The organism is Serratia sp. AR11 (assembly GCF_056376275.1).
In genome coordinates this window covers 1,739,663-1,761,042 of sequence record NZ_CM150739.1, presented here as the reverse complement: position 1 = coordinate 1,761,042, position 21,380 = coordinate 1,739,663, and the positions used below count along the sequence as shown (strand labels likewise).

Here is a 21,380-nt window from a genome sequence, read left to right as displayed (position 1 = left end):
AGCTTAGGTAAAGTCGCGTCTTGCTAATAATTCATCCTGTTTCAATAAATTAAATTTATGACGAGAAAAAAGAGTTGCGTGAAAGACAGTGGATAGTTTAGGTTAATTAGCAATTGAGTTTGTAGCGACTTTATACAGAGAAAACATCATGACACGCATTCAGTTCAGCCACCATCATCACCATCACCCTGACTAGTCTTTCAGGCGATGTGTGCTGGAAGACGGTTTTTTAATCTTCCAGTGGCGTGCAGAATGCAAGAGAGAGCCCTCGGAAGATTTCTTCCGAGGGTTTTTTTTTGGCTCCGGACAGACAGATAAAATAATTTTCATAATAAATTCATAAAATTACAGATTAAACAGAGGTTACCATGCTGGATAAAACACGTTTACGGATAGCAATGCAGAAGTCGGGCCGCCTGAGTGATGAGTCTCAGGAATTGCTGGCGCGCTGCGGGATCAAAATCAACCTGCAGCAACAACGCCTGATCGCCTTCGCAGAGAATATGCCGATCGATATCCTGCGCGTCCGTGATGACGACATCCCGGGCCTGGTGATGGATGGCGTGGTCGACCTGGGTATTATCGGTGAGAACGTGCTGGAAGAAGAGCTGCTCACCCGCCGCGCTCAAGGCGAAGACCCACGTTATTTCACCCTGCGTCGCCTGGATTTCGGCGGTTGCCGCCTGTCGCTGGCCACCTCGCTCGACAGTGAATACACCGGCCCGCAAAGCCTGCAAGATGCCCGCATCGCCACCTCTTATCCACACCTGCTCAAGCAATACCTCGACAAACAGGGCGTGCGCTTCAAATCCTGTTTGCTGAACGGTTCGGTTGAAGTCGCGCCACGTGCCGGCCTGGCCGACGCCATCTGTGACCTGGTCTCTACCGGCGCCACGCTGGAAGCCAATGGGCTGCGTGAAGTTGAAGTGATTTACCGCTCGAAAGCCTGCCTGATCCAACGCGATGGCGAAATGCCGGAAGCCAAACAGCAATTGATCGACCGTCTGATGACCCGTATTCAGGGCGTGATCCAGGCGCGTGAATCCAAGTACATCATGCTGCACGCGCCGAGCGAGCGTCTGGACGAAATCGTCGCGCTGCTGCCGGGTGCCGAACGCCCGACCATTCTGCCATTGGCCGGGGCACAGAACCGCGTAGCCATGCACATGGTCAGTAGCGAAACCCTGTTCTGGGAAACCATGGAAAAACTGAAAGCGCTCGGTGCCAGTTCGATTCTGGTATTGCCTATTGAGAAGATGATGGAGTAACGCCATGTCGAACTTCAATACTCTGGTCAACTGGGCAGACTGCAGCGCCGAACAGCGCACGGCACTGCTGATGCGTCCGGCGATCTCCGCCTCGGACAGCATCAGCCGCACGGTGAGCGAAATCCTCGACAACGTGAAGGCCAATGGCGATCAGGCGCTGCGCGAATACAGCGCCAAATTTGATAAAACCGAAGTTGGCGCACTGCGCGTCACCGCAGAGCAAATAACGGCTGCCAGCGCGCGTCTGGGTGATGAGATCAAGCAGGCAATGGCAATTGCAGTCGCCAACGTGGAAACCTTCCACAATGCGCAAAAACTGCCGCCGGTCGATGTGGAAACCCAGCCGGGTGTGCGTTGCCAGCAGGTAATCCGTCCGATCGACTCGGTTGGGCTATATATTCCAGGCGGTTCTGCCCCGCTGTTTTCTACGGTGTTGATGCTGGCGACACCGGCACGCATCGCCGGTTGCCGCCGCGTAGTGCTGTGTTCACCGCCGCCGATTGCCGATGAGATACTGTATGCCGCGCAACTGTGTGGAGTGGAAGAGGTGTTTCAGGTTGGCGGTGCGCAGGCGATCGCCGCTATGGCATTCGGTACCGACTCGGTACCACGCGTGGCAAAAATCTTCGGGCCGGGCAATGCCTTTGTCACCGAAGCCAAACGCCAGATCAGCCAACGACTGGACGGCGCCGCCATCGATATGCCGGCCGGCCCTTCCGAAGTGCTGGTGATCGCCGACGCCGGTGCCACTCCGGCATTCGTCGCCTCGGATCTGCTGTCACAGGCAGAGCACGGACCGGACTCGCAGGTGATTTTGTTGACACCGGAAGCCGCGATGGCGCAGGCGGTACGCGATGCCGTAGAACAGCAACTGGCACAATTACCCCGCGCCGAAACTGCACGTCAGGCGCTGGCCAGTAGCCGACTGATTGTCACCAAAGATTTGGCCGAGTGCGTGGCCATCAGCAATCAGTATGGCCCGGAACACCTGATCATTCAGACCCGCGACGCCCGCGCTCTGGTCGACAGCATCACCAGCGCCGGTTCGGTGTTCCTTGGTGACTGGTCACCGGAGTCCGCCGGTGACTATGCGTCCGGCACCAACCACGTGCTGCCAACCTATGGTTACACCGCCACCTGCTCCAGTTTGGGGCTGGCGGACTTCCAAAAGCGCATGACGGTACAAGAGCTGACGCCGCAGGGCTTTATGAACCTGGCCGCCACCATTGAAACCCTGGCCGCCGCCGAGCAGTTGATTGCCCACAAAAACGCCGTGACCCTGCGCGTTGCCGCCCTGAAGGAGCAAGCATGAGCATTGAAAATCTGGCACGCGCCAACGTTCGCGATCTGACCCCTTATCAGTCGGCACGCCGCCTGGGTGGCAACGGCGACGTGTGGCTGAACGCCAACGAATACCCGATCGCCCCAGAGTTCCAACTGACCGCTCAAACCTTTAACCGTTACCCGGAGTGCCAACCGGCACTGGTGATCGAACGCTACGCCGAGTATGCCGGGGTTAAAAAGGAACAGGTGCTGGTCAGCCGTGGGGCAGACGAAGGTATCGAACTGCTGATCCGCGCATTCTGCGAACCGGGAAAAGACGCCATCCTGTTCTGCCCACCGACCTACGGCATGTATGCCGTCAGCGCCGAAACCTTTGGCGTGGAGCGTCGTACCGTGGCGGCCAAACAGGACTGGCAGCTGGATTTGCCGACCATCGCCGACAGCCTGGACAACGTAAAACTGATTTACGTCTGCAGCCCCAACAACCCGACGGGTAACCTGATCGATGCCAACGATCTGCGCAGCCTGCTGGAAATGGCCAAGGGCAAGGCAATCGTTGCGGTCGACGAGGCCTATATTGAATTCTGCCCACAGGCAAGCGTCGCCGGCTGGCTAAATGACTACCCGCACCTGGCTATCTTGCGCACCCTGTCCAAGGCCTTTGCACTGGCTGGACTGCGCTGCGGTTTTACCCTCGGCAATGAAGATTTAATCGCTCTGCTGCTGAAGGTGATCGCCCCTTACCCGCTCTCCACTCCGGTCGCCGATATCGCCGCTCAGGCGCTCAGCACCGAGGGGATCCGCATCATGCGCCAACGGGTTACCGAGATTGCTGCCAACCGTAGTTGGCTGCTGCAGGCGCTGCAAAACTGCGCGTGCGTTGAACAGGTTTTCACCAGCGACAGCAATTACCTGCTGGCACGATTCACTGCCTCCAGTAATGTGTTTAAAACCTTGTGGGATCAGGGCATCATCTTAAGAGACCAAAATAAACAACCGGGGTTATCCGGCTGCCTGCGCATCACCATAGGCACCCGTGAAGAATGCCAGCGCGTGGTTGATGCGCTGTCTGCCCTGCCCGGTGCAACCAAGACTCGCCAGGAGCCAATGTGAGCCAGAAATTCCTCTTTATTGACCGTGACGGCACGCTGATTGCTGAACCACCAGAAGATTTCCAGGTCGACCGCCTGGATAAACTGGCGCTGGAGCCGGACGTGATCCCTTGCCTGCTGGAGCTACAGCAGGCGGGTTATCAACTGGTGATGATCACCAACCAGGATGGCCTCGGCACCGCCAGTTTCCCACAGGAAACCTTCGATCCGCCGCATAACCTGATGATGCAGATCCTCAGCTCACAGGGTATTCATTTTGAAGATATTCTGATCTGCCCGCACCTGCCGGCAGACAACTGTGACTGTCGCAAGCCGAGGACCGCGCTGGTCAAAGGCTATCTGGAACCCGGCGTGATGGATACCGTTCACAGCTACGTGATCGGCGATCGTCCGACCGACGTGCAACTGGCTGAGAATATGGGTATTCAGGGGTTGCGCTATCAGCGTGGCTCTCTGGGTTGGAAAGAAATTACTCGCCAACTGACCCAGCGCGATCGTCATGCACAGGTTAACCGCGTGACCAAGGAAACGCAGATTGACGTCAACGTCTGGCTGGATCGCGAAGGCGGCAGCAAGATCAAGACCGGCGTGGGCTTCTTCGATCACATGCTGGATCAGATTGCCACCCACGGTGGCTTCCGCATGGATATCAACGTCAAAGGCGATCTGTATATCGACGATCACCACACGGTGGAAGACACCGGCCTGGCGCTCGGTGAAGCGCTGAACAAGGCTCTGGGCGACAAACGCGGCATCGCACGTTTCGGCTTTGTGCTGCCGATGGACGAGTGCCTGGCACGCTGTGCGCTGGATATTTCCGGCCGCCCACACCTGGAATACAAAGCGGAATTCAACTATCAGCGCGTCGGCGATCTGAGCACCGAAATGGTCGAGCACTTCTTCCGTTCGCTGTCCTACACCATGGGCTGCACCCTGCACCTGAAAACCAAGGGCAAAAACGACCACCACCGTGTCGAAAGCCTGTTCAAAGTGTTTGGCCGCACGCTGCGCCAGGCGATCCGCGTTGAGGGCAACACCCTCCCGAGCTCGAAAGGAGTGCTGTGATGGACGTGGTGATTCTGGACACCGGCTGCGCCAACCTCGCTTCTGTCACCTACGCGGTGCAGCGTTTGGGTTATCAGCCAGAGGTGAGCCGTGACCCGGAGATCGTACTGCGCGCCGACAAGCTTTTTCTGCCGGGGGTTGGCACCGCGCAGGCGGCGATGGATCAACTGGAACAGCGCGAACTGATTGAGTTGATCAAGGCCTGTACCCAACCGGTGCTGGGGATTTGCCTCGGCATGCAGTTGCTGGCAAAAAGCAGCGAAGAGAACGGCGGCATCGACACGCTGGGCATTATCGATACTCCGGTAACCCAGATGACCGACTTCGGCCTGCCGCTGCCGCACATGGGCTGGAATCAGGTCTCTGCGCAGGCGGGTCATCACCTGTTCCGCGGCATCGAAGACGGCGCCTACTTCTACTTCGTTCACAGCTATGCGATGCCGATATGCCCAAGCACCATCGCCCAGGCGAATTACGGCGAGCCCTTCACCGCCGCCGTGCAAAAAGACAATTTCTTCGGCGTGCAGTTTCATCCAGAGCGATCTGGCGCGGCCGGTGCGCAACTGTTGAAAAACTTTCTGGAGATGTAGGCAGCATGATTATTCCGGCTTTGGATTTGATCGACGGCAACGTAGTGCGTCTGCATCAGGGCGATTACGGCCAGCAGCGCGACTACGGTAACGATCCATTGTTACGCCTGCAGGACTATCAGCAACAGGGCGCACAGGTACTGCACCTGGTCGACCTGACCGGCGCGAAAGACCCGACCGCGCGCCAAATCCCCCTGCTGCGCAAGCTGCTGGCGGGAGTTAACGTACCGGTACAGGTTGGCGGCGGTATTCGCAATGAGCAGGACGTCGCTGCCCTGCTGGAGGCCGGCGCAACCCGCGTGGTGATCGGTTCCACCGCGGTAAAACAGCCGCAGCTGGTACAGGGCTGGTTCGAACGCTACGGCGCCGATGCCATGGTGCTGGCGTTGGACGTGCGTATTGACGCAGACGGCACCAAACGCGTGGCCATCAGCGGCTGGCAGGAAAACTCGGATGCCACGCTGGAACAGGTGGTTGAGCAGTTCTTGCCTTATGGCCTCAAACACGTGCTGTGCACCGATATTTCCCGTGACGGGACATTGGCCGGTTCCAACGTGGCGCTGTATCAGGAAATCAGCCAACGATACCCGCAGATCGCCTTTCAGGCCTCTGGCGGTATCGGCAATCTGGATGATATCGCCCAGCTGCGCGGCAGTGGCGTTGAGGGTGTGATTGTGGGGCGTGCCCTGCTGGAAGGTAAGTTTAGCGTTGAGGAGGCGATCGCATGCTGGCAAAACGGATAATCCCGTGCCTGGATGTTAAAGACGGGCAGGTAGTGAAAGGCGTGCAGTTCCGCAACCATGAAATTATCGGTGATATCGTGCCGCTGGCGCAGCGCTATGCGCAAGAAGGCGCAGACGAACTGGTGTTTTACGATATCACCGCGTCAAGCGATGGCCGGGTGGTAGATAAAAGCTGGGTATCACGCGTGGCAGAGGTGATTGATATCCCCTTCTGCGTCGCCGGCGGGATTAAAAGCCCGGAAGACGCCAGCCAGATCCTCTCTTTCGGCGCCGACAAGATTTCCATCAACTCCCCGGCGCTGGCCGATCCGACGCTGATTAGCCGCCTGGCGGATCGTTTTGGCGTACAGTGCATTGTGGTGGGTATTGATACCTGGTTCGAAGCCGAAACCGGCAAGTACCACGTTAACCAGTACACCGGAGACGAAAGCCGCACCCGCGTTACTGAGTGGGAAACCCTGGATTGGGTGAAAGAAGTGCAGAAACGCGGCGCCGGCGAAATTGTGCTGAATATGATGAATCAGGACGGCGTGCGTAACGGCTACGATTTGGAACAGCTGCGCCTGGTGCGTGAGGTGTGCAAAGTGCCATTGATCGCCTCCGGCGGCGCAGGCACCATGGAACACTTCCTGGAAGCCTTCCGCGATGCCGATGTCGATGGCGCACTGGCCGCTTCGGTGTTCCACAAACAAATCATTAATATCGGTGACCTGAAAAGGTTCTTGTCCGAACAAGGTGTGGAGATCCGCCTGTGTTAACAGAACAACAAAGAAACCTGCTGGACTGGGAAAAAACTGACCACCTGCTACCGGTAATCGTCCAGCATGCCGTATCCGGCGAAGTGCTGATGCTCGGCTATATGAATCAGGAAGCGCTGGCCGTGACCGAACAAAGCGGCAAGGTCACCTTTTTCTCACGCACCAAACAGCGCCTGTGGACCAAGGGCGAAAGCTCTGGCCACTTCCTTAACGTAGTCAGCATCACCCCGGATTGCGACAACGACACGCTGTTGATTCTGGCCAATCCAATCGGCCCCACCTGCCACCTGGGTAACACCAGTTGCTTCCACCCGGCCAGCAGCGATTGGGGTTTTCTGTATCAGCTGGAGCAACTGCTGGCAGAACGTAAAAACGCCAGCCCCGACAGCTCTTATACCGCCAGCCTGTACGCCAGCGGCACCAAGCGTATCGCGCAGAAAGTCGGGGAAGAAGGCGTGGAGACCGCACTGGCCGCCACGGTGAACGACCGCGAAGAATTGACCAACGAAGCTTCTGATCTGATTTATCACCTGCTGGTGTTGCTGCAGGATCAGGATTTGGACTTGAGCAAGGTGATTGGCCGGTTGCGCGAACGGCATAAAAAGTCAGCGTAAACAATTTAAGTAAAGCGGTAAAGCTGACCTTACACAAGCCCTCAAAAGGGGGCTATATACGAGTAATCTTTATACCCCCTATCAGCTTTGATACCTCACGTATCATCTGATAATTTTTCGTTTAGTTCATTCAGATCGAAAAAATATCTCTTTTACCGAAAATGATTGACGTATAGCTCCACAAACGTAATTTTCAATAGTTGCATATTGATAATAAAAAAGCCACTAAGCAAGTACTTAGTGGCTTTATAAATTTGAAAAACTGTTGTATGAAACTATAACGTTAGAGTTTATATTTTAGTAATAAAAACTATCAAGCCAATCGCGTCCAAGATAAGAATAGTTTGACGCAACATTGTTGAGCCACCCCCTTTCACTCGGGGCTAGTTTATTTTTCCAATAAGCCAGAATACCAGGAACCCAATAATGATGCTTTTTAAGGATGCTAAATGCCTCATCCTCATTTGTCGGAAAAGGTACATCCAACGGTACAAGACTAATGCCATTCCCAGAATGTTCAAATCCATCGAGATGCCGAATTTCTCCTAATAGCTCCAGCTCTCGCATGCTAGGTAATAAGCTTAGCTCTTCAATAACCTCATTAAAAGTACCGACACCTATCTCGTCATAACCGATTACTGATTCACCAGAAGCAATCTCACGCAAAGATTCAAATGCATAGTCTTGGATACTTTTAATGACATCTGTATAAATTTTTTCTTCCGAAGGGTTTTCTTGATAAGAAACAGATATTTTCCCATTTTCAACAAAGTAATCTCGTACAGAGCCATGTGGAGCACTATGCAAATCTTCAAGCAACGGTACGGATTGGATCAGCTTCTTTTCATCATCACCGCTATGGAAACCATTGCAAACCATACCAGCCATATAGCCCGCTTTGTGTACCTTCCCTAACGCATTTCGCCACAACCCAATATAAAATCCATTAATATCAATATTCTTCCCAGCTAATTCAAATAGTTTAGCCATGCCTAACTGCATATTACCTTGCCAACCCAAGTCGACAATAGCGCAACGATTTTGACTGTCAAAAATACCTTTCTCAGAGAAATATTGCAGTGTATTTTCTCTAAGTTCAGCACAATGCTTTAGAATTTCGTCCTTAAGATCTAAGAATAACTCTTGCATTTTACCATAAGATTCTGCAGTGCAGACAATGTCACTTGATGAGTTGAAGTAAACTTTTACTTTCTTCTCAATGTCGCCATCTACATCTATTCCTATTCTTGACAAATAATTTTCCACAGTGCGGCCAACCTCTGAACCGCTCATTAAGAAATCTAAATCTAGCTCGTTCAACTCAGTAATACAAGAAAGAAGTAAGACTCGGCGTGAAACCTGAAAATAACTGATATCAATATTATCAGGCATGAGTCCTGCATCTGCAAAAATAGACCAAGTATTCTTTAGGACATATCCATCCCGAGAAAGAAAATAAATTTTGTCTATCTTACACCTTACCGCCTGCAATGCGATCCATTTGGTATACGCTGCATACAAGATAGCCAAGTAACTTTTACCTATATATCTTGAAGTATTTAAATCATTATAATCTTCAATTCTATTCTTTTGAACTAGTCGTGAAAGTGGAATGACGTTGGTCGTAAAGTGATTGCGATTTTTCTGTTCTTTAGAAAACCATGGGAAATGGACAGTATTGATTCCTCTGCTTTCTGCTCGGGATATATCCCCCCATGCACTATCTCCAATATGGAGAATTTCTTCTCTTGCTACTCCTAAATTCTCTATAACATAATCCCATAATCTCCCACTCCCTTTAGTTTTCATTACTTCACAAGAGACAAAAAGATCTTGAAAACCGTCATATCCGCATCTAGCAAGAATGCGTTCGATCACAGTTTTAGGCAAATACATATCCGAAACGAAAATCACTCGCTTATTTTCACGAATGGCCCTGTCAAATAACTCCTTAACAGAGGAAATAGGAACGACATTCTCTATTTCAGCTTCAACTTCTATTCTCTTTATGGATTCAATCAATTCACGTTCTAATTTAAGGGATAAAGAAAGTTGCTTATATATTTCATCCAGACTGACCTCATCTCTTTTAGATGAAATTTTCGCATTTTTTCTAGCTAAGTTTTCTGCATTTATCCGATGCCAAGAGAACGCTTCTATTTTTTCTTCAGGGAAGATTTCTTTTATTCTTTTCTCGACAATAGAAAAAATATGCTTAGGCGAAGAAACTGTGCGTGTGAGTGCAGTATCAAATATATCAAAAGAAACGACTTTAACCTTTTCAAGGTTTAAATCTTTCAACTCTTTCCCACCGAGTTCTCGGTTTAATGTTTTATTTTTCATGTCCATATTTTATTTAACTCTAAAAATCTTTCTTTTTATAAAAATCACTGGCCTTGCCATTTTAGAGAGAACACTAAATATACGCAGAACTAAATTATATGTATTCTTCGATATTTCAATATGTTCCTTTTTGAAACCCATATGGTAATGCAGTAACTCATGAACATCACTTAAAACTAGCCCATTAAGTTCTTTGATTTCTCGAAGTTGATGTTCTAAATCCGTTATTCGCTTATTAAGATCATGGTTGTTTTTTGCATCATTTAATAGAATACCCGCCTGCCAAGGCGCATCTTCAAGAGACTTGCGTAATAATGCATTACGATAGAGTATATTAAAACGTTGATGCTTGTTCAAACCTTGCGTGACACTATTACCATAAGAGCTATTTTCTGTCTGAACTCGATGATGATAATAGGCTAATTTTTTAGGCAAAACAGCTATATCAGCAACAAGCAGCGCTCGGATATTAAAATCCCAATCGCCTAAAACAGGTAAATCACGATTAAACAGGCCAACTTGTGAGAACAATTCACTACGGAAAACAAAAGAAATAGGGGCAAACGTGTTTTCACCAAGAAGCCGGTATATGTCGATCTCATTATACCAACAGTTAAAGTCCATCTCCTCTATAAACCGAATACTATTGTCTGTTAGAAGCTCTCTGATCAGGGTGGTATGCGTTACTACCCCACCATAAGCTTTATTTTCCTTATCGGTTAAAAAACTAACACATTCTTTGAGGAAGTCGGGATGCCATGAGTCATCATCGTCATGCACAACTGCAAATTCAGATGTAATTTTTTCAGCAGCTTTATCACTCGCAGCTTCCATACCCAAAGCTTTTGGATTGTGAACAACTGTGATCCTGCCTTGCAAAAGTGTATCAAATGGACGGATAGATTCATTAACGATATCTGGATCACCTCCATCATTAATAACATAAAGATACCAATTCTGATAAGTTTGCTCGACAACGCTCGCAATTGCGCGAGAAAAAAGAATTGGTCTATTTTGCGTTCGCATAATAATAGAAACACATTTATCGGACTCTTTACTGTGTTCATAATTATGAGAGAAAGGAAACTCAATTGCTTCAGTTGTACGTTGCAGGCAAGCATCGTACTTATTAGAAAACTGGGAAACGTCCATATGTCCTCTGTTCTTTAACATATTTTCTTGATTTAATAATCCCGATAAATAAAAGTCTGCAATAGTGCTTTCTACTTTTTCCTGCCTTGTGTTAGCCAATAAATAGAGCTCAGGATGAACTGCTGCCATCGGCATTGAAAGAGCAGGTCTTAAAGATTCATTTTCTTCGAGCGCAGCCCCCTTTTTAGCATAAACAAAAATATTCTGTCTATACCACCATGGCAAGCTATTATCATTCCAGAATCGCGGCCGAATAAGATCAATAGGAACAAATCCATTATTAATAAATTCTATAGCCCACTTCTGTGGCCACTGCTCGGATATATGTTCAGTTCCACCTTGGAGAGGAATTGCACCTGAAAATAAAACGACATCAGAAAGTGAGCAAAGCTTGTTTATTAGATATGTTCCACGTGACTCTGATAGATGCTCAATAACCTCCAATGATATTGCTATATCAAACCTATCGTTGATAGATATATCATCTCGCTCTAAATCACAAGATTTAAAGTATCTATCATCAATTAAGAGGTTATCTCGATTAACATAGTCCCCATCCAAACCAAGCAATTTATCTGCACCAAGTTCTTGGCATACCTTTAACCAAGCACATAGGCCACTACCAATATCTACTGCAGATTTAAAATCGTGATATTGATGTATATATTCCAATATTTTCTTTGCAGCCAGATAACTACCGTCGATCTGATTCGCATAAAAGGAATCATTATATTGTGAATCACTCATAAGCAACCTTATTAAAAACTAAATTTGGCAAAAGAATCAGATTTTTTATATTACTCCCATTAAAAATAAATAACGATTTATATGACAGAGTTAAGAAACTATACGCCATACTATAAATAAAAAACCGCCTTCCTAAGAAGGCGGTCTACTATCAAGGAACAATAATGCTACAATAATTCAACGTATCTCACATTAAACACCGATCACTCCATCCATTCGGTATGGAATACGCCTTCTTTGTCGATACGTTTGTAAGTGTGAGCACCGAAGTAGTCGCGCTGCGCCTGGATCAGGTTGGCAGGCAGAACCGCTGAACGGTAGCTGTCGTAGTAGGCAATCGCCGCAGAGAAGGTCGGCGTAGGGATGCCGTTTTGCACCGCGTAGGACACCACGTCACGCAGCGCCTGCTGGTATTCATCAGCAATCTGCTTGAAGTATGGCGCCAGCAGCAGGTTAGCGATATCCGCGTCGTGTGCATAAGCGTCGGTGATTTTCTGCAGGAACTGTGCGCGGATGATACAACCGGCGCGGAAGATCTTGGCAATATCGCCGTAGTGCAGATCCCAGTTGTTTTCTTTGGAAGCGGCTTTCAGTTGAGAGAAGCCCTGTGCATAAGAAACGATTTTGCCCAGGTACAGTGCACGGCGCACTTTCTCAATAAATTCAGCCTTGTCACCGCTCACTGGGGTCGCTTTAGGACCGGTCAGCACTTTAGATGCAGCCACACGCTGGTCTTTCAGTGAGGACAGGTAGCGAGCGAACACTGACTCAGTGATCAGTGACAGCGGCTCGCCCAGATCCAGAGAGCTCTGGCTGGTCCATTTGCCGGTGCCTTTGTTGGCCGCTTCGTCCAGGATCACATCAACCAGGTATTTACCTTCTTCATCTTTCTTGGTGAAGATATCTTTGGTGATGTCGATCAGGTAGCTGTTCAGTTCGCCTTTGTTCCACTCGGCGAAGGTTTCAGCCAGCTGTTCGTTGCTCAGATTCAACGCCTGTTTCAACAGGGAGTAAGCTTCTGCGATCAGCTGCATGTCGCCGTACTCGATACCGTTGTGTACCATCTTCACATAGTGACCGGCACCGTCAGCGCCGATATAGGTCACGCAAGGCTCGCCTTCCGCTACCGCAGCGATTTTCTTCAGGATTGGCGCCACCAGCTCGTAAGCTTCTTTCTGACCGCCAGGCATGATTGAAGGCCCTTTCAGCGCGCCCTCTTCACCACCGGAAACGCCGGTACCGATGAAGTTGAAGCCTTGATCAGACAGTTCGCGGTTACGACGGATGGTGTCCTGATAGTAGGTGTTGCCACCGTCGATCAGGATGTCACCTTTATCCAGGTGCGGAGTCAGGGAAGCAATGGTCTTGTCAGTCGCTTCACCCGCTTTCACCATCAGCAAGATGCGGCGTGGTTTTTCCAGCGATTCAACGAACTCTTCGACGGTGTAGTGCGGCACCAGGTTTTTACCTGGATTCTCGGCAATAACTTCATCAGTTTTATCGCCTGAACGGTTAAAGATCGAAACGGTGTAACCACGGCTTTCGATGTTCAGTGCCAGATTGCGGCCCATTACCGCCATGCCGACAACGCCGATTTGTTGCTTGGACATTGAAGAACTCCTGTCTGAGGATGACCCTGTTAACAACTGTGGCCAACAGGTTTTGTGATGTGGCACACATGTTAACTCAGGAAGCTGCCGCGTGGGTAGTGATTGGTGCGATAGGCTTTATAACAGATAATAAACCATCAGAAATTATACAGTTGTGCCAATAAATGTTGCTTGGCTTGCTGAATCAGTTCCTTTCCCGACTGGCGGTCAATACTGACTTCTGGTGATAGCAATGGTACCAATGCCTCCAGACTGATATCCGGCCTAACCATAGGCCAGTCAGACATCGGCTGTAAACTGGCAAATTTGTTGTCGTAATAATCTGACCATGATAGCGCAATCCCCGCGATACCAAGGCTTGCAGCAATCACCTGGAAATGGAAACGTGAACTGATGCAAAAATCATTGGTGGCGAATGTTAAACCATCTTGCCAAATCTGTTCGAACTGTATGAAATTTGCCTGTGGGAATCGTTCTTGTACCTGACGGAAAAATACACCATCTGAGCCTGGACGAAACTCATAAAAATTGATCGCAGCCGCAGGATTGGTCCGACAAAAACTAGCTACCGCCTTCTGCAACAGCAGCAGCAGATTATCTGTCAGAATTCCGCCTTCGGACAGTTCAGTGTGGATACACAGATGAAGAGTGGGTTGTTCACTTTCGACAAGACGCCCGATAGGAGAACCAGGGAAAGCAAAATAATCGTCCCCAGTAAAGCTCAGGCCTGGCAGCTCGAAAGGTTTCAATACTTCGTAACTGGCTTCGTCTCGTACATCAAACTGATTAAATTGGCGGATGGAGGGGGCGAATTTAGCGGCATTTTCGGGCGAAAGCGGTTGCAATCCGAGTCCGGTTGCGTAGCTGACCAACTGATGTTTTTCGGCAAAGTAAGCCGCAAGTTCGATCAACCGCGCATTGGCTCCCCAGAGTTCATTGATGTAACCGCCCCCTAACAGATGGATACTTTCCGCCGAGATAAATGCCTCGGTCATCAAGCGCTCGCGAAGCGGCAGCTTATGAGGATCAGCAAATTTTTCCTGAACGGACCCATCGTCACCCAGTGCCTGCGCCAAGCGCCAAAGATAATCAACGCATTTAACCCCTGGGAACAACTCCGTAGCTACCACAGCATCCACAGCATCTAGATAGATAACGCTGTCAGGAAACTTTCGTTGCAATTCATTTATCCAATATCGCGTAAGCATGTCATCGCCAAAATTTGGCATACCTGCAGCTGAAACCAAATAAAATGTTTTCTTCAGTATCGATGGAGCCTGAACATCCCTATTATGCCTTTTCGTCCATAATTTCGCGAAAAAAGCCAAAATAGTGCTCCTTAAATTAATAATTCCCGGTGGCAATCGCACGCTGATAGAGTTTCAGCGTGTCATCAATAACCAGTGATGATGCGAATTTGCTCTCAATTCGCTCTCGACTACGAACGCCCATCTCTACACGTTTGTTTGGGCTGGTAAGTAATTTTTCCAACTTTTCTGTCAGAAGTTTGATGTTACGTTTCTCCACCAAACTGCCTGTGTATTCATCAATGATCAGGCTTTGGCATCCACCAACATCGTAAGCAATGCAAGCGCGCCCCACGGACGACGCCTCAAGCAAGATGCGTGGAATACCTTCAGAATAGGTAGAGGGTAGCGCCACAACGTTAGAAGCTTTGATAAGACTGTAAACATCAGAACAACGACCAAGCCAGTTTATCAACCCTTGCTGATGCCATTCTTCAATTTGCGACAATGGAATAGCATCGGGATCGTCAACGATCGAGATCCCTGCCACATTGAGCACAAAATCTACGCCTTTAAGCGCTAAACGCTTCTTCACTTCGACCAAATCACCCAGTCCTTTGCTCCACAACAAACGGCTGGCAAACAGCACAATGGGCTTTTCTCGATTGATTTCCAATGAATAGTGATAGATCTCCGGATTGATACCGGCCCCGTCGATCACTACAGTCTGGCTTTTTATGGCGTCAGTAAGGTCAATGAGCCGATCACGATCGTGCTCATGCTCAAAAGCCAACAAACATTTTTTATTCTTAAATATATGATTATAGGAATGTAATGTCAGAAAACGAATAACGTTCATCGACAACTTATCTTCCATAAATACTCGGCCCAGTCCTACAAAGCCCAAAATGATAGGCTTATTATAAAAACGGGCAAAGAAGCCCCCCATCAGGCAAGGTTTGATGGTGATACAATGCAATACATCCGGGTTAATTTTCTTAAGCAACTGCCAGACCTTAACCAATGAGCCCAAAAAATTAATTGGGTTGATGGAAAGCTCGGAAACAGAAGAGTCATGACAGATAAAACCTTTTTCTGCCAGATTTTGCTGAATGCCGTCTCCCACAAAGTGGCTGACAACATGAATTTCATAGCCAGCAGCTTTAGCTGCCAGGGCTCTTTCAACCCAGTGAAGTTCAAAGTACCAATCTGAGTTGATAAAATAACAAATCTTTTTCATTAAACTCTTACCGGCTAATGTTGTTTACCATTTTTACGTGATATACCGTCAACAATACCGCGCACTACATATTTAATATATTCTATCTTGTTAGCTTGCGAGGTAACAGAAAGTAAATATTTTGCAATACGTAACACGATAGCACCGAGTGAGTATGGCCTTTCATTTTTTTTGAACAACATCCTTGAAAGAAGCAGGTTCCTGACCAAATAGTACACCTTCCATGGTGGGTTGATCCCCCCATTGGCAGGCGGTACATCATGCAAGAACAGCAGCTCTGGTGAGTATCGAAAACGATACCCCTGTTGACTCAACCTGTAAGAGAAGTAAAGATCATCATAATAAATAAAGAGTTCCGACCAGATAGACTCTGTGTTGGCAGCTAAAACGTCTTTGCGAATTATTGCACCAACAAATGACAGCGTCACAACCTCTGACACCTCCAGTCCTGTCGGGGTATAGCGGGCAGGCCTTGCAATATAATCGAGCGTGCGCATCAGCGATGTTGGCATCTTACTGAAGGGCACATTCATTTTACAAAGTACACCCTGCTTATCCAGTACCCGACAACAATATGCTGCATGATTAGTTTGTACCAACTCGGCAAAACGCACCAGCAATTCCGCTTGAGGATAAGCATCATCGTCAAACATAAATACCCAATCAGTATCTATTTTTTGAGCAATGATTTCTGCGCCAAGCTTAAACCCACCCGCGCCGCCATTGTTTTGGTCAGCACGCAGTACATGCAAACGAGCATCCTCAATCCCGTTCAGCCAAGTTTGAGTACCATCGGTTGAAGCATTATCAACAACGACAATATGCTCAAAAGGCAGCGCGGCAGTTGCCATCCAGCACTGTTTCAATTTTTCCAGGCGATTGAAAGTAACAATTAACGCCGTGGTTTTCATCTGATACTGACCGTAAATACCGGCATGGTCATTTTTTTCTCCAGACTGGCCAGATAAATTTCAGCGGTTTTCAACGCCTCAGCAATAGTCACATCCATATCCAGATAGCGGTAGGTTCCCAAGCGCCCGATAAAGGTCATGTTATTTTCTTTTTCTGCCAAATCGACATATTTTTCCAGCAGGCTCATTTCACCGACTTGTCGAATTGGGTAGTAAGGGATATCGTTTTCCTCGCATGCGCGGCTATATTCTTTATAACAAACAGAACCTTCATGCTGCTCCCACGGCGAAAAATATTTGTGTTCAGTGATACGCGTGTAAGGTACTGATTGCTCGCAATAGTTCATTACCGCACAACCCTGGTAATCACCATCCACAGAGAATTTTTCAAAATCTAGCGTACGGTACCCTAAACGACCAAACTGGAATCCGTAGAACGCATCCAGTGGTCCGCTGTAAAACACATGGTCGTATAGCTCGCGTTCCTGCGGCTGGAATTGTACACCGAGAGATACGGAAATATTCGTATGGTCTAAAATACCTTCAACCATTTTGGTATAGCCGTCTTTCGGCATACCCTGATATTTATGATTAAAATAGTTATCATCATAATTGAAGCGAATAGGTAAACGTTTAAGGATCGATGCTGGCAGTTGAGCTGGGGACATACCCCACTGCTTAATGGTGTAGCCTTTAAAAAAGGCCTCGTAAAGCTCTTTGCCGACAAAACGCAACGCTTGTTCTTCAAACGATTGCGGTTCAGTAATACTGCTGTCGCCTTTTTCAGCGATTAATGCCTTCGCTTCCGCTGGTGAACAGGTTTTTTTAAAGAATTGGTTAATCGTATGAAGATTTATTGGCAACGAGAAAACCTGTCCGTCAACCGTCGCTTTAACCCGATTAACGTAGGGCATCATAGTGGAGTAACTATTAACAAAATTCCATACCTGTTCGTTGTCAGTATGGAAGATATGCGGACCATAGGTATGCACCATAACGTCGGTCTTCGCATCACGGGCATCGTAGCAGTTACCTGCGATATGATCCCGGCTGTCGATGATTTGAACCAAATGTCCCTGTTCAGCCAGTTGACGTCCGATTACTGCGCCAGAGAAACCTGCACCTACAATTAGGATTTTTTTGCTATTCATCATTAAGTTACCCAAGAATTACGCGTCTAACTTTGTAGTAGTATTTCGTCATAAAGTTGCGACGAGATGTGCCTATTGGTGCCCATTTATTGAAAGTTGGCATCAAAGCGCGTTTTAATTTGGTCTGCAGCAACACGGGCGTATTGTTCACAAGCTGTGCTGCAGGAGCATGTGAAACCGAGGCGCCAATCAGACGTTCATAAGCTTCTAAAGCCCATGGCGTATTCACGATATTTTTATGATAGTTATCAAAAAAATCAACGTGACGCGTATTCCACGGTTTATTCTCACCGGCGAAGTGAATCATCTTCGGTTTTCTGCGAGCCTCAAGATAATCCATGTAGGTTTTAAACGGTAAATTAGGGAAGAAGTCTTCCGTATTACCATTACCATGATATACGTTCCATTCCAATGGCAAATAGTGTACGCGGCCATGGAACACTTTATTCATTATATCCTGATCAAGGAACCAGTATGTTTTGCTTTTCATCGCATCCATTAGGTTGGAAAACGTATTTTCCTTGTTCATCAAATCAATGTTAAATACCAAAATACCGGCTTGGAAATAGCCATCAGGGTTAACCATCCCCAATGAGTTTGACAAATACTCTTTGGCTGGCATTACACCATCACTAGACTGTGACATTGCACCGAATAAGACAAAACCTTCCATGACAATGTCTTTTACTGCAGCGACCAGATTATTCCCAAGCGGGATGGTCATCAATTCAGCCAAGTCACTTTCAACAACAGTATCTGCGTCAATAAAAATAACTTTGTCAAACTCGGAAAAAAGTTTCGGAATGAACAAACGAGCATAGGTTGCCGAACTAAAATGAGCACGGGTAAAGACGCTTTTTATCTCACTAAAAGCATTAACATCAAAGAAACGAAGGCTGAAGTTTTCAACATCGGCAACTAGAGACAACAAACGACGTTTGTTTGATAAAGAAATACTATTTTCAAGGATAATCAAATCATAATTGAGTTCTGAACTTGCATGCTTAACAATAGAATTAATTAATGCGGCACCACTGATAGAATAATTGTCATCAAAGCAGATTACCACTGGGACATTTTGGGTCGCAAAGATTGGCTTTAAGGTAGCATTAAAAGTTTCTTGTTCGATGAAAGTGCGTTGTAACTCTTTCACTTTAAACGCGTGTTGTTCAATTTGGTACGCGATATAAATGTTCAGCAAACGCTCAGAGACATGACCAACAACTCGTTTTTCTTGTGAGTTATAGTTTTTGAATCGAAGTTTATCTTCTAGCCTTTCCAAAATAGTAAAGAGCCACTTGGAATAGTCATTAAAGATATCTTTTCGCATAACAAACATATTTGTGTAATAACCATCCGTAGCGTTATTAAACTTATCTGCAGCAGAACTATACTCAGGATAAATGTCAGCAAGGATTTCCAATGCAGCATCGTAATCTTCAATATGCAGGTAGTTAGAAACTTTATAATGATGATAGTTGTTCTTGCTACCTGCCGCACTGACATCCCATTTCTTTGGCAAAAGAATATCTACATCCATCAAACATAGAGAAATATCTTTATCGTTTAAACCAAACTTATCATGATATGACGCATCAATTCTTTCATAATTAACTACGCCCCAGTTATCTTCTGGAACCTGTTGATTTTTTGAGAAGTTAAAATGACGTCGATAATGCATAAAACCAACATAGTCTGCCGGTTGCGCATTCTTCCACACCCAATAATGAGCGGTCAACTCACAGTAAAACGGGTTTTTGAAAGAGATGTTATCTCCAGTATCATCACCAGGACAGCCGATCTCATTCGGGTTGTTTGCCTTACCAACGTGAATCGGTTGAATCATCGATGAATCAAGAAACGCGCTTGGTTTGTGATGACAAGTATAAATCTTAATAGAGCTCATTTGAATTACCTAATAGTCAGAATTATAAAACTCAGGCCATTGCTATTTTATATTGAGAGATAACGGAATGGGCATCTCCCATCTCTCTCATTTTATGGTTTTCAATCCAAATGACTTTGTCACAGATTTTCTCAACATCCTCAAGGTTATGACTAACAAAAAGAATTGTAACCCCTTTCTTTTTGAATTCATTAATAGTCTTCAGACATTTCCGCTGAAAAGCAATATCCCCCACAGCCAGAACCTCATCGATTATCAATATATCCGGATCTACCTGTGTTATCACTGAAAATCCTAACTTCGCCAGCATACCACTTGAATAGACCCGAATGGGTTCATCAATGAACTCACCCAATTCAGAGAACTCGATAATTTTGTCCAGACGCTGTTTTAGCTCTTTGCGACGTAACCCCAACAAGGTTGCATTAAGCCGTATATTTTCACGACCGGTGAGTTCAGGATGAAACCCTCCGCCCAACTCCAGCATAGATGCAACACGCCCAACAACGCTAACCGTACCGGACGATGGTTTCATTACACCAGCGACCAAACCAAGTGAAGTACTCTTTCCCGCGCCATTACGACCAATAAGTGCGACAGACTCCCCTTTCTGTACCTGAAAGCTAATGTCTTCAATCGCTAAATAGCTACGACCACTTAGCAAGCTTAATGCTCTACGTGGATTAAAGATCAATTCTTTGATGCCAGATCCAATATGATGATATAATGGATAGCGCTTAGTAACATGTTTAAACTCTATAGCCAAACTCATTATAGTATCTCTGCAAATCTGTACTTTAATTTATTAAATATGCTTGTACCGATGATGACAAATAAAAGTGCATATCCATAGAGCATACCAACCTGGTGGTAATCGATAACCCCATTCATGAAAAGATCGCGCCAACTGAGTATCATATTTGCCAGCGGGTTATAATCAATCAAGAAATGATACTCTTTGGGTATCATATCGCCAGAATAAAGAATTGGCGTACAATAAAACATCAGCATAATACCTAGGGTCACGAATCTTTCTAGATCACGGAAAAAAAGGTTCAACGTCGACAACATCATTGCAATGCCAAAAGTCATCAACATTTGGGCTATACCAATTAATGGAATCCCCCAAATCCAGTCAACCGAGGGACGCATACCGTATACATAGAGAAAGACAATAATCACAGGAATGGTGCATAAGAAATGCAGACACTCCATAAGTACGTTACTGAAAGGGATAACGGAACGAGGAAATACTGTTTTCTTTATTATTTGTGCATTGGCTATAAAAGAATATAGTGAATTTGTAGTTGAACTAGCAAACCATTGCCATGGGAAAAGCCCTGTAATAATAAAGATAGTATAATTTGGTATTTGAACCCTCATTACCAATTTAAAAATAAAGTAATATATCAAGGCAAAAAGCAATGGGTTTGCAATTGACCATAAATAGCCAAAAAAACTACTTTTATATCTTACTTTCAATTCTTTCTCTGTGATGACCGCAGCCAAATCCCAGAGGTAACCTAAGCTATACTTCATATGAAAACTCGATTTAAGATTAAAATTTCCTAACATAAGAAACGTAATACTTATCAACTGCGTTTGCTAGCGAGCGTCTCGCCAGGAAAGGCAAGCTTCA

19 protein-coding genes and 1 other annotated feature are annotated in these 21,380 nt (G+C 46.9%); of the genes, 9 read left to right on the top strand and 10 right to left on the bottom strand.

The genetic code is table 11. The features are described from left to right. The first annotated feature begins 148 nt into the window (after positions 1-148). The 9 genes from hisL to hisIE all read left to right on the top strand — a co-directional run bounded on the left by hisL (position 149) and on the right by hisIE (position 7,434). Positions 149-196: a his operon leader peptide gene (gene hisL / locus ACSOSI_RS08360; protein WP_101495319.1), complete on the top strand. Its 48-nt coding sequence runs from the start codon at positions 149-151 to the stop codon at positions 194-196. Further along, positions 172-298 (top strand) — a sequence feature (His leader region). (Overlaps the previous gene by 25 nt.) A 70-nt stretch (positions 299-368) precedes the next feature. Next, the gene (gene hisG, locus ACSOSI_RS08355; RefSeq protein WP_012006049.1) at positions 369-1,268 is read left to right on the top strand and encodes an ATP phosphoribosyltransferase; all 900 of its coding nucleotides are present in this window, start codon (positions 369-371) and stop codon (positions 1,266-1,268) included. A gap of 4 nt (positions 1,269-1,272) precedes the next feature. Next, the gene (gene hisD / locus ACSOSI_RS08350) at positions 1,273-2,580 is read left to right on the top strand and encodes a histidinol dehydrogenase (RefSeq protein WP_476706871.1); all 1,308 of its coding nucleotides are present in this window, start codon (positions 1,273-1,275) and stop codon (positions 2,578-2,580) included. Then, complete coding sequence (gene hisC / locus ACSOSI_RS08345) at positions 2,577-3,665, top strand: histidinol-phosphate transaminase (protein ID WP_476706870.1); 1,089 nt, start codon at positions 2,577-2,579, stop codon at positions 3,663-3,665. Before hisD ends, hisC begins: the two co-directional genes overlap by 4 nt. Then, complete coding sequence (hisB, locus tag ACSOSI_RS08340; protein WP_017892209.1) at positions 3,662-4,729, top strand: bifunctional histidinol-phosphatase/imidazoleglycerol-phosphate dehydratase HisB; 1,068 nt, start codon at positions 3,662-3,664, stop codon at positions 4,727-4,729. The genes hisC and hisB overlap by 4 nt, the downstream gene beginning before the upstream one ends. Beyond that, the gene (hisH, locus tag ACSOSI_RS08335; RefSeq protein WP_261276808.1) at positions 4,729-5,319 is read left to right on the top strand and encodes an imidazole glycerol phosphate synthase subunit HisH; all 591 of its coding nucleotides are present in this window, start codon (positions 4,729-4,731) and stop codon (positions 5,317-5,319) included. Before hisB ends, hisH begins: the two co-directional genes overlap by 1 nt. A 5-nt stretch (positions 5,320-5,324) precedes the next feature. Further along, on the top strand, positions 5,325-6,062 hold the full coding sequence (gene hisA / locus ACSOSI_RS08330; protein WP_012006044.1) for a 1-(5-phosphoribosyl)-5-[(5-phosphoribosylamino)methylideneamino]imidazole-4-carboxamide isomerase: 738 nt from the start codon (positions 5,325-5,327) through the stop codon (positions 6,060-6,062). After that, the gene (gene hisF / locus ACSOSI_RS08325) at positions 6,044-6,820 is read left to right on the top strand and encodes an imidazole glycerol phosphate synthase subunit HisF (protein ID WP_017892208.1); all 777 of its coding nucleotides are present in this window, start codon (positions 6,044-6,046) and stop codon (positions 6,818-6,820) included. Before hisA ends, hisF begins: the two co-directional genes overlap by 19 nt. Then, the gene (hisIE, locus tag ACSOSI_RS08320) at positions 6,814-7,434 is read left to right on the top strand and encodes a bifunctional phosphoribosyl-AMP cyclohydrolase/phosphoribosyl-ATP diphosphatase HisIE (protein WP_476706869.1); all 621 of its coding nucleotides are present in this window, start codon (positions 6,814-6,816) and stop codon (positions 7,432-7,434) included. Before hisF ends, hisIE begins: the two co-directional genes overlap by 7 nt. A gap of 297 nt (positions 7,435-7,731) precedes the next feature. On the opposite strand, the gene ACSOSI_RS08315 is transcribed toward hisIE, so the two are convergent. The 10 genes from ACSOSI_RS08315 to ACSOSI_RS08270 form a co-directional block, all read right to left on the bottom strand. Then, a complete protein-coding gene (locus ACSOSI_RS08315) occupies positions 7,732-9,777 on the bottom strand; it encodes an HAD family hydrolase (RefSeq protein ID WP_476706868.1) in 2,046 nt (681 codons plus the stop codon). 9 nt (positions 9,778-9,786) lie between these two features. Beyond that, positions 9,787-11,676 carry a glycosyltransferase gene (locus ACSOSI_RS08310; protein ID WP_476706867.1) on the bottom strand — a complete coding sequence of 630 codons (1,890 nt, stop codon included), beginning with the start codon at positions 11,674-11,676 and terminating at the stop codon, positions 9,787-9,789. A gap of 203 nt (positions 11,677-11,879) precedes the next feature. Then, the gene (gene gndA / locus ACSOSI_RS08305; protein ID WP_012006041.1) at positions 11,880-13,286 is read right to left on the bottom strand and encodes an NADP-dependent phosphogluconate dehydrogenase; all 1,407 of its coding nucleotides are present in this window, start codon (positions 13,284-13,286) and stop codon (positions 11,880-11,882) included. 137 nt (positions 13,287-13,423) lie between these two features. Then, a complete protein-coding gene (locus tag ACSOSI_RS08300; RefSeq protein WP_476706866.1) occupies positions 13,424-14,614 on the bottom strand; it encodes a polysaccharide pyruvyl transferase family protein in 1,191 nt (396 codons plus the stop codon). A gap of 16 nt (positions 14,615-14,630) precedes the next feature. Then, positions 14,631-15,773: a glycosyltransferase family 4 protein gene (locus ACSOSI_RS08295; protein ID WP_476706865.1), complete on the bottom strand. Its 1,143-nt coding sequence runs from the start codon at positions 15,771-15,773 to the stop codon at positions 14,631-14,633. A 14-nt stretch (positions 15,774-15,787) separates the two neighbouring features. After that, a complete protein-coding gene (locus ACSOSI_RS08290) occupies positions 15,788-16,684 on the bottom strand; it encodes a glycosyltransferase (RefSeq protein WP_476706864.1) in 897 nt (298 codons plus the stop codon). After that, positions 16,681-17,835: a UDP-galactopyranose mutase gene (gene glf, locus ACSOSI_RS08285; RefSeq protein ID WP_476707259.1), complete on the bottom strand. Its 1,155-nt coding sequence runs from the start codon at positions 17,833-17,835 to the stop codon at positions 16,681-16,683. Before glf ends, ACSOSI_RS08290 begins: the two co-directional genes overlap by 4 nt. A gap of 7 nt (positions 17,836-17,842) precedes the next feature. Then, a complete protein-coding gene (locus tag ACSOSI_RS08280; RefSeq protein ID WP_476706863.1) occupies positions 17,843-19,741 on the bottom strand; it encodes a DUF4422 domain-containing protein in 1,899 nt (632 codons plus the stop codon). A gap of 31 nt (positions 19,742-19,772) precedes the next feature. Then, positions 19,773-20,513 (bottom strand): ABC transporter ATP-binding protein, encoded by a 741-nt coding sequence (locus ACSOSI_RS08275; RefSeq protein ID WP_112350250.1) that lies wholly within the window; start codon positions 20,511-20,513, stop codon positions 19,773-19,775. After that, positions 20,513-21,280 (bottom strand): ABC transporter permease, encoded by a 768-nt coding sequence (locus ACSOSI_RS08270; RefSeq protein ID WP_112350249.1) that lies wholly within the window; start codon positions 21,278-21,280, stop codon positions 20,513-20,515. The genes ACSOSI_RS08275 and ACSOSI_RS08270 overlap by 1 nt, the downstream gene beginning before the upstream one ends. Positions 21,281-21,380: the final 100 nt, after the last annotated feature.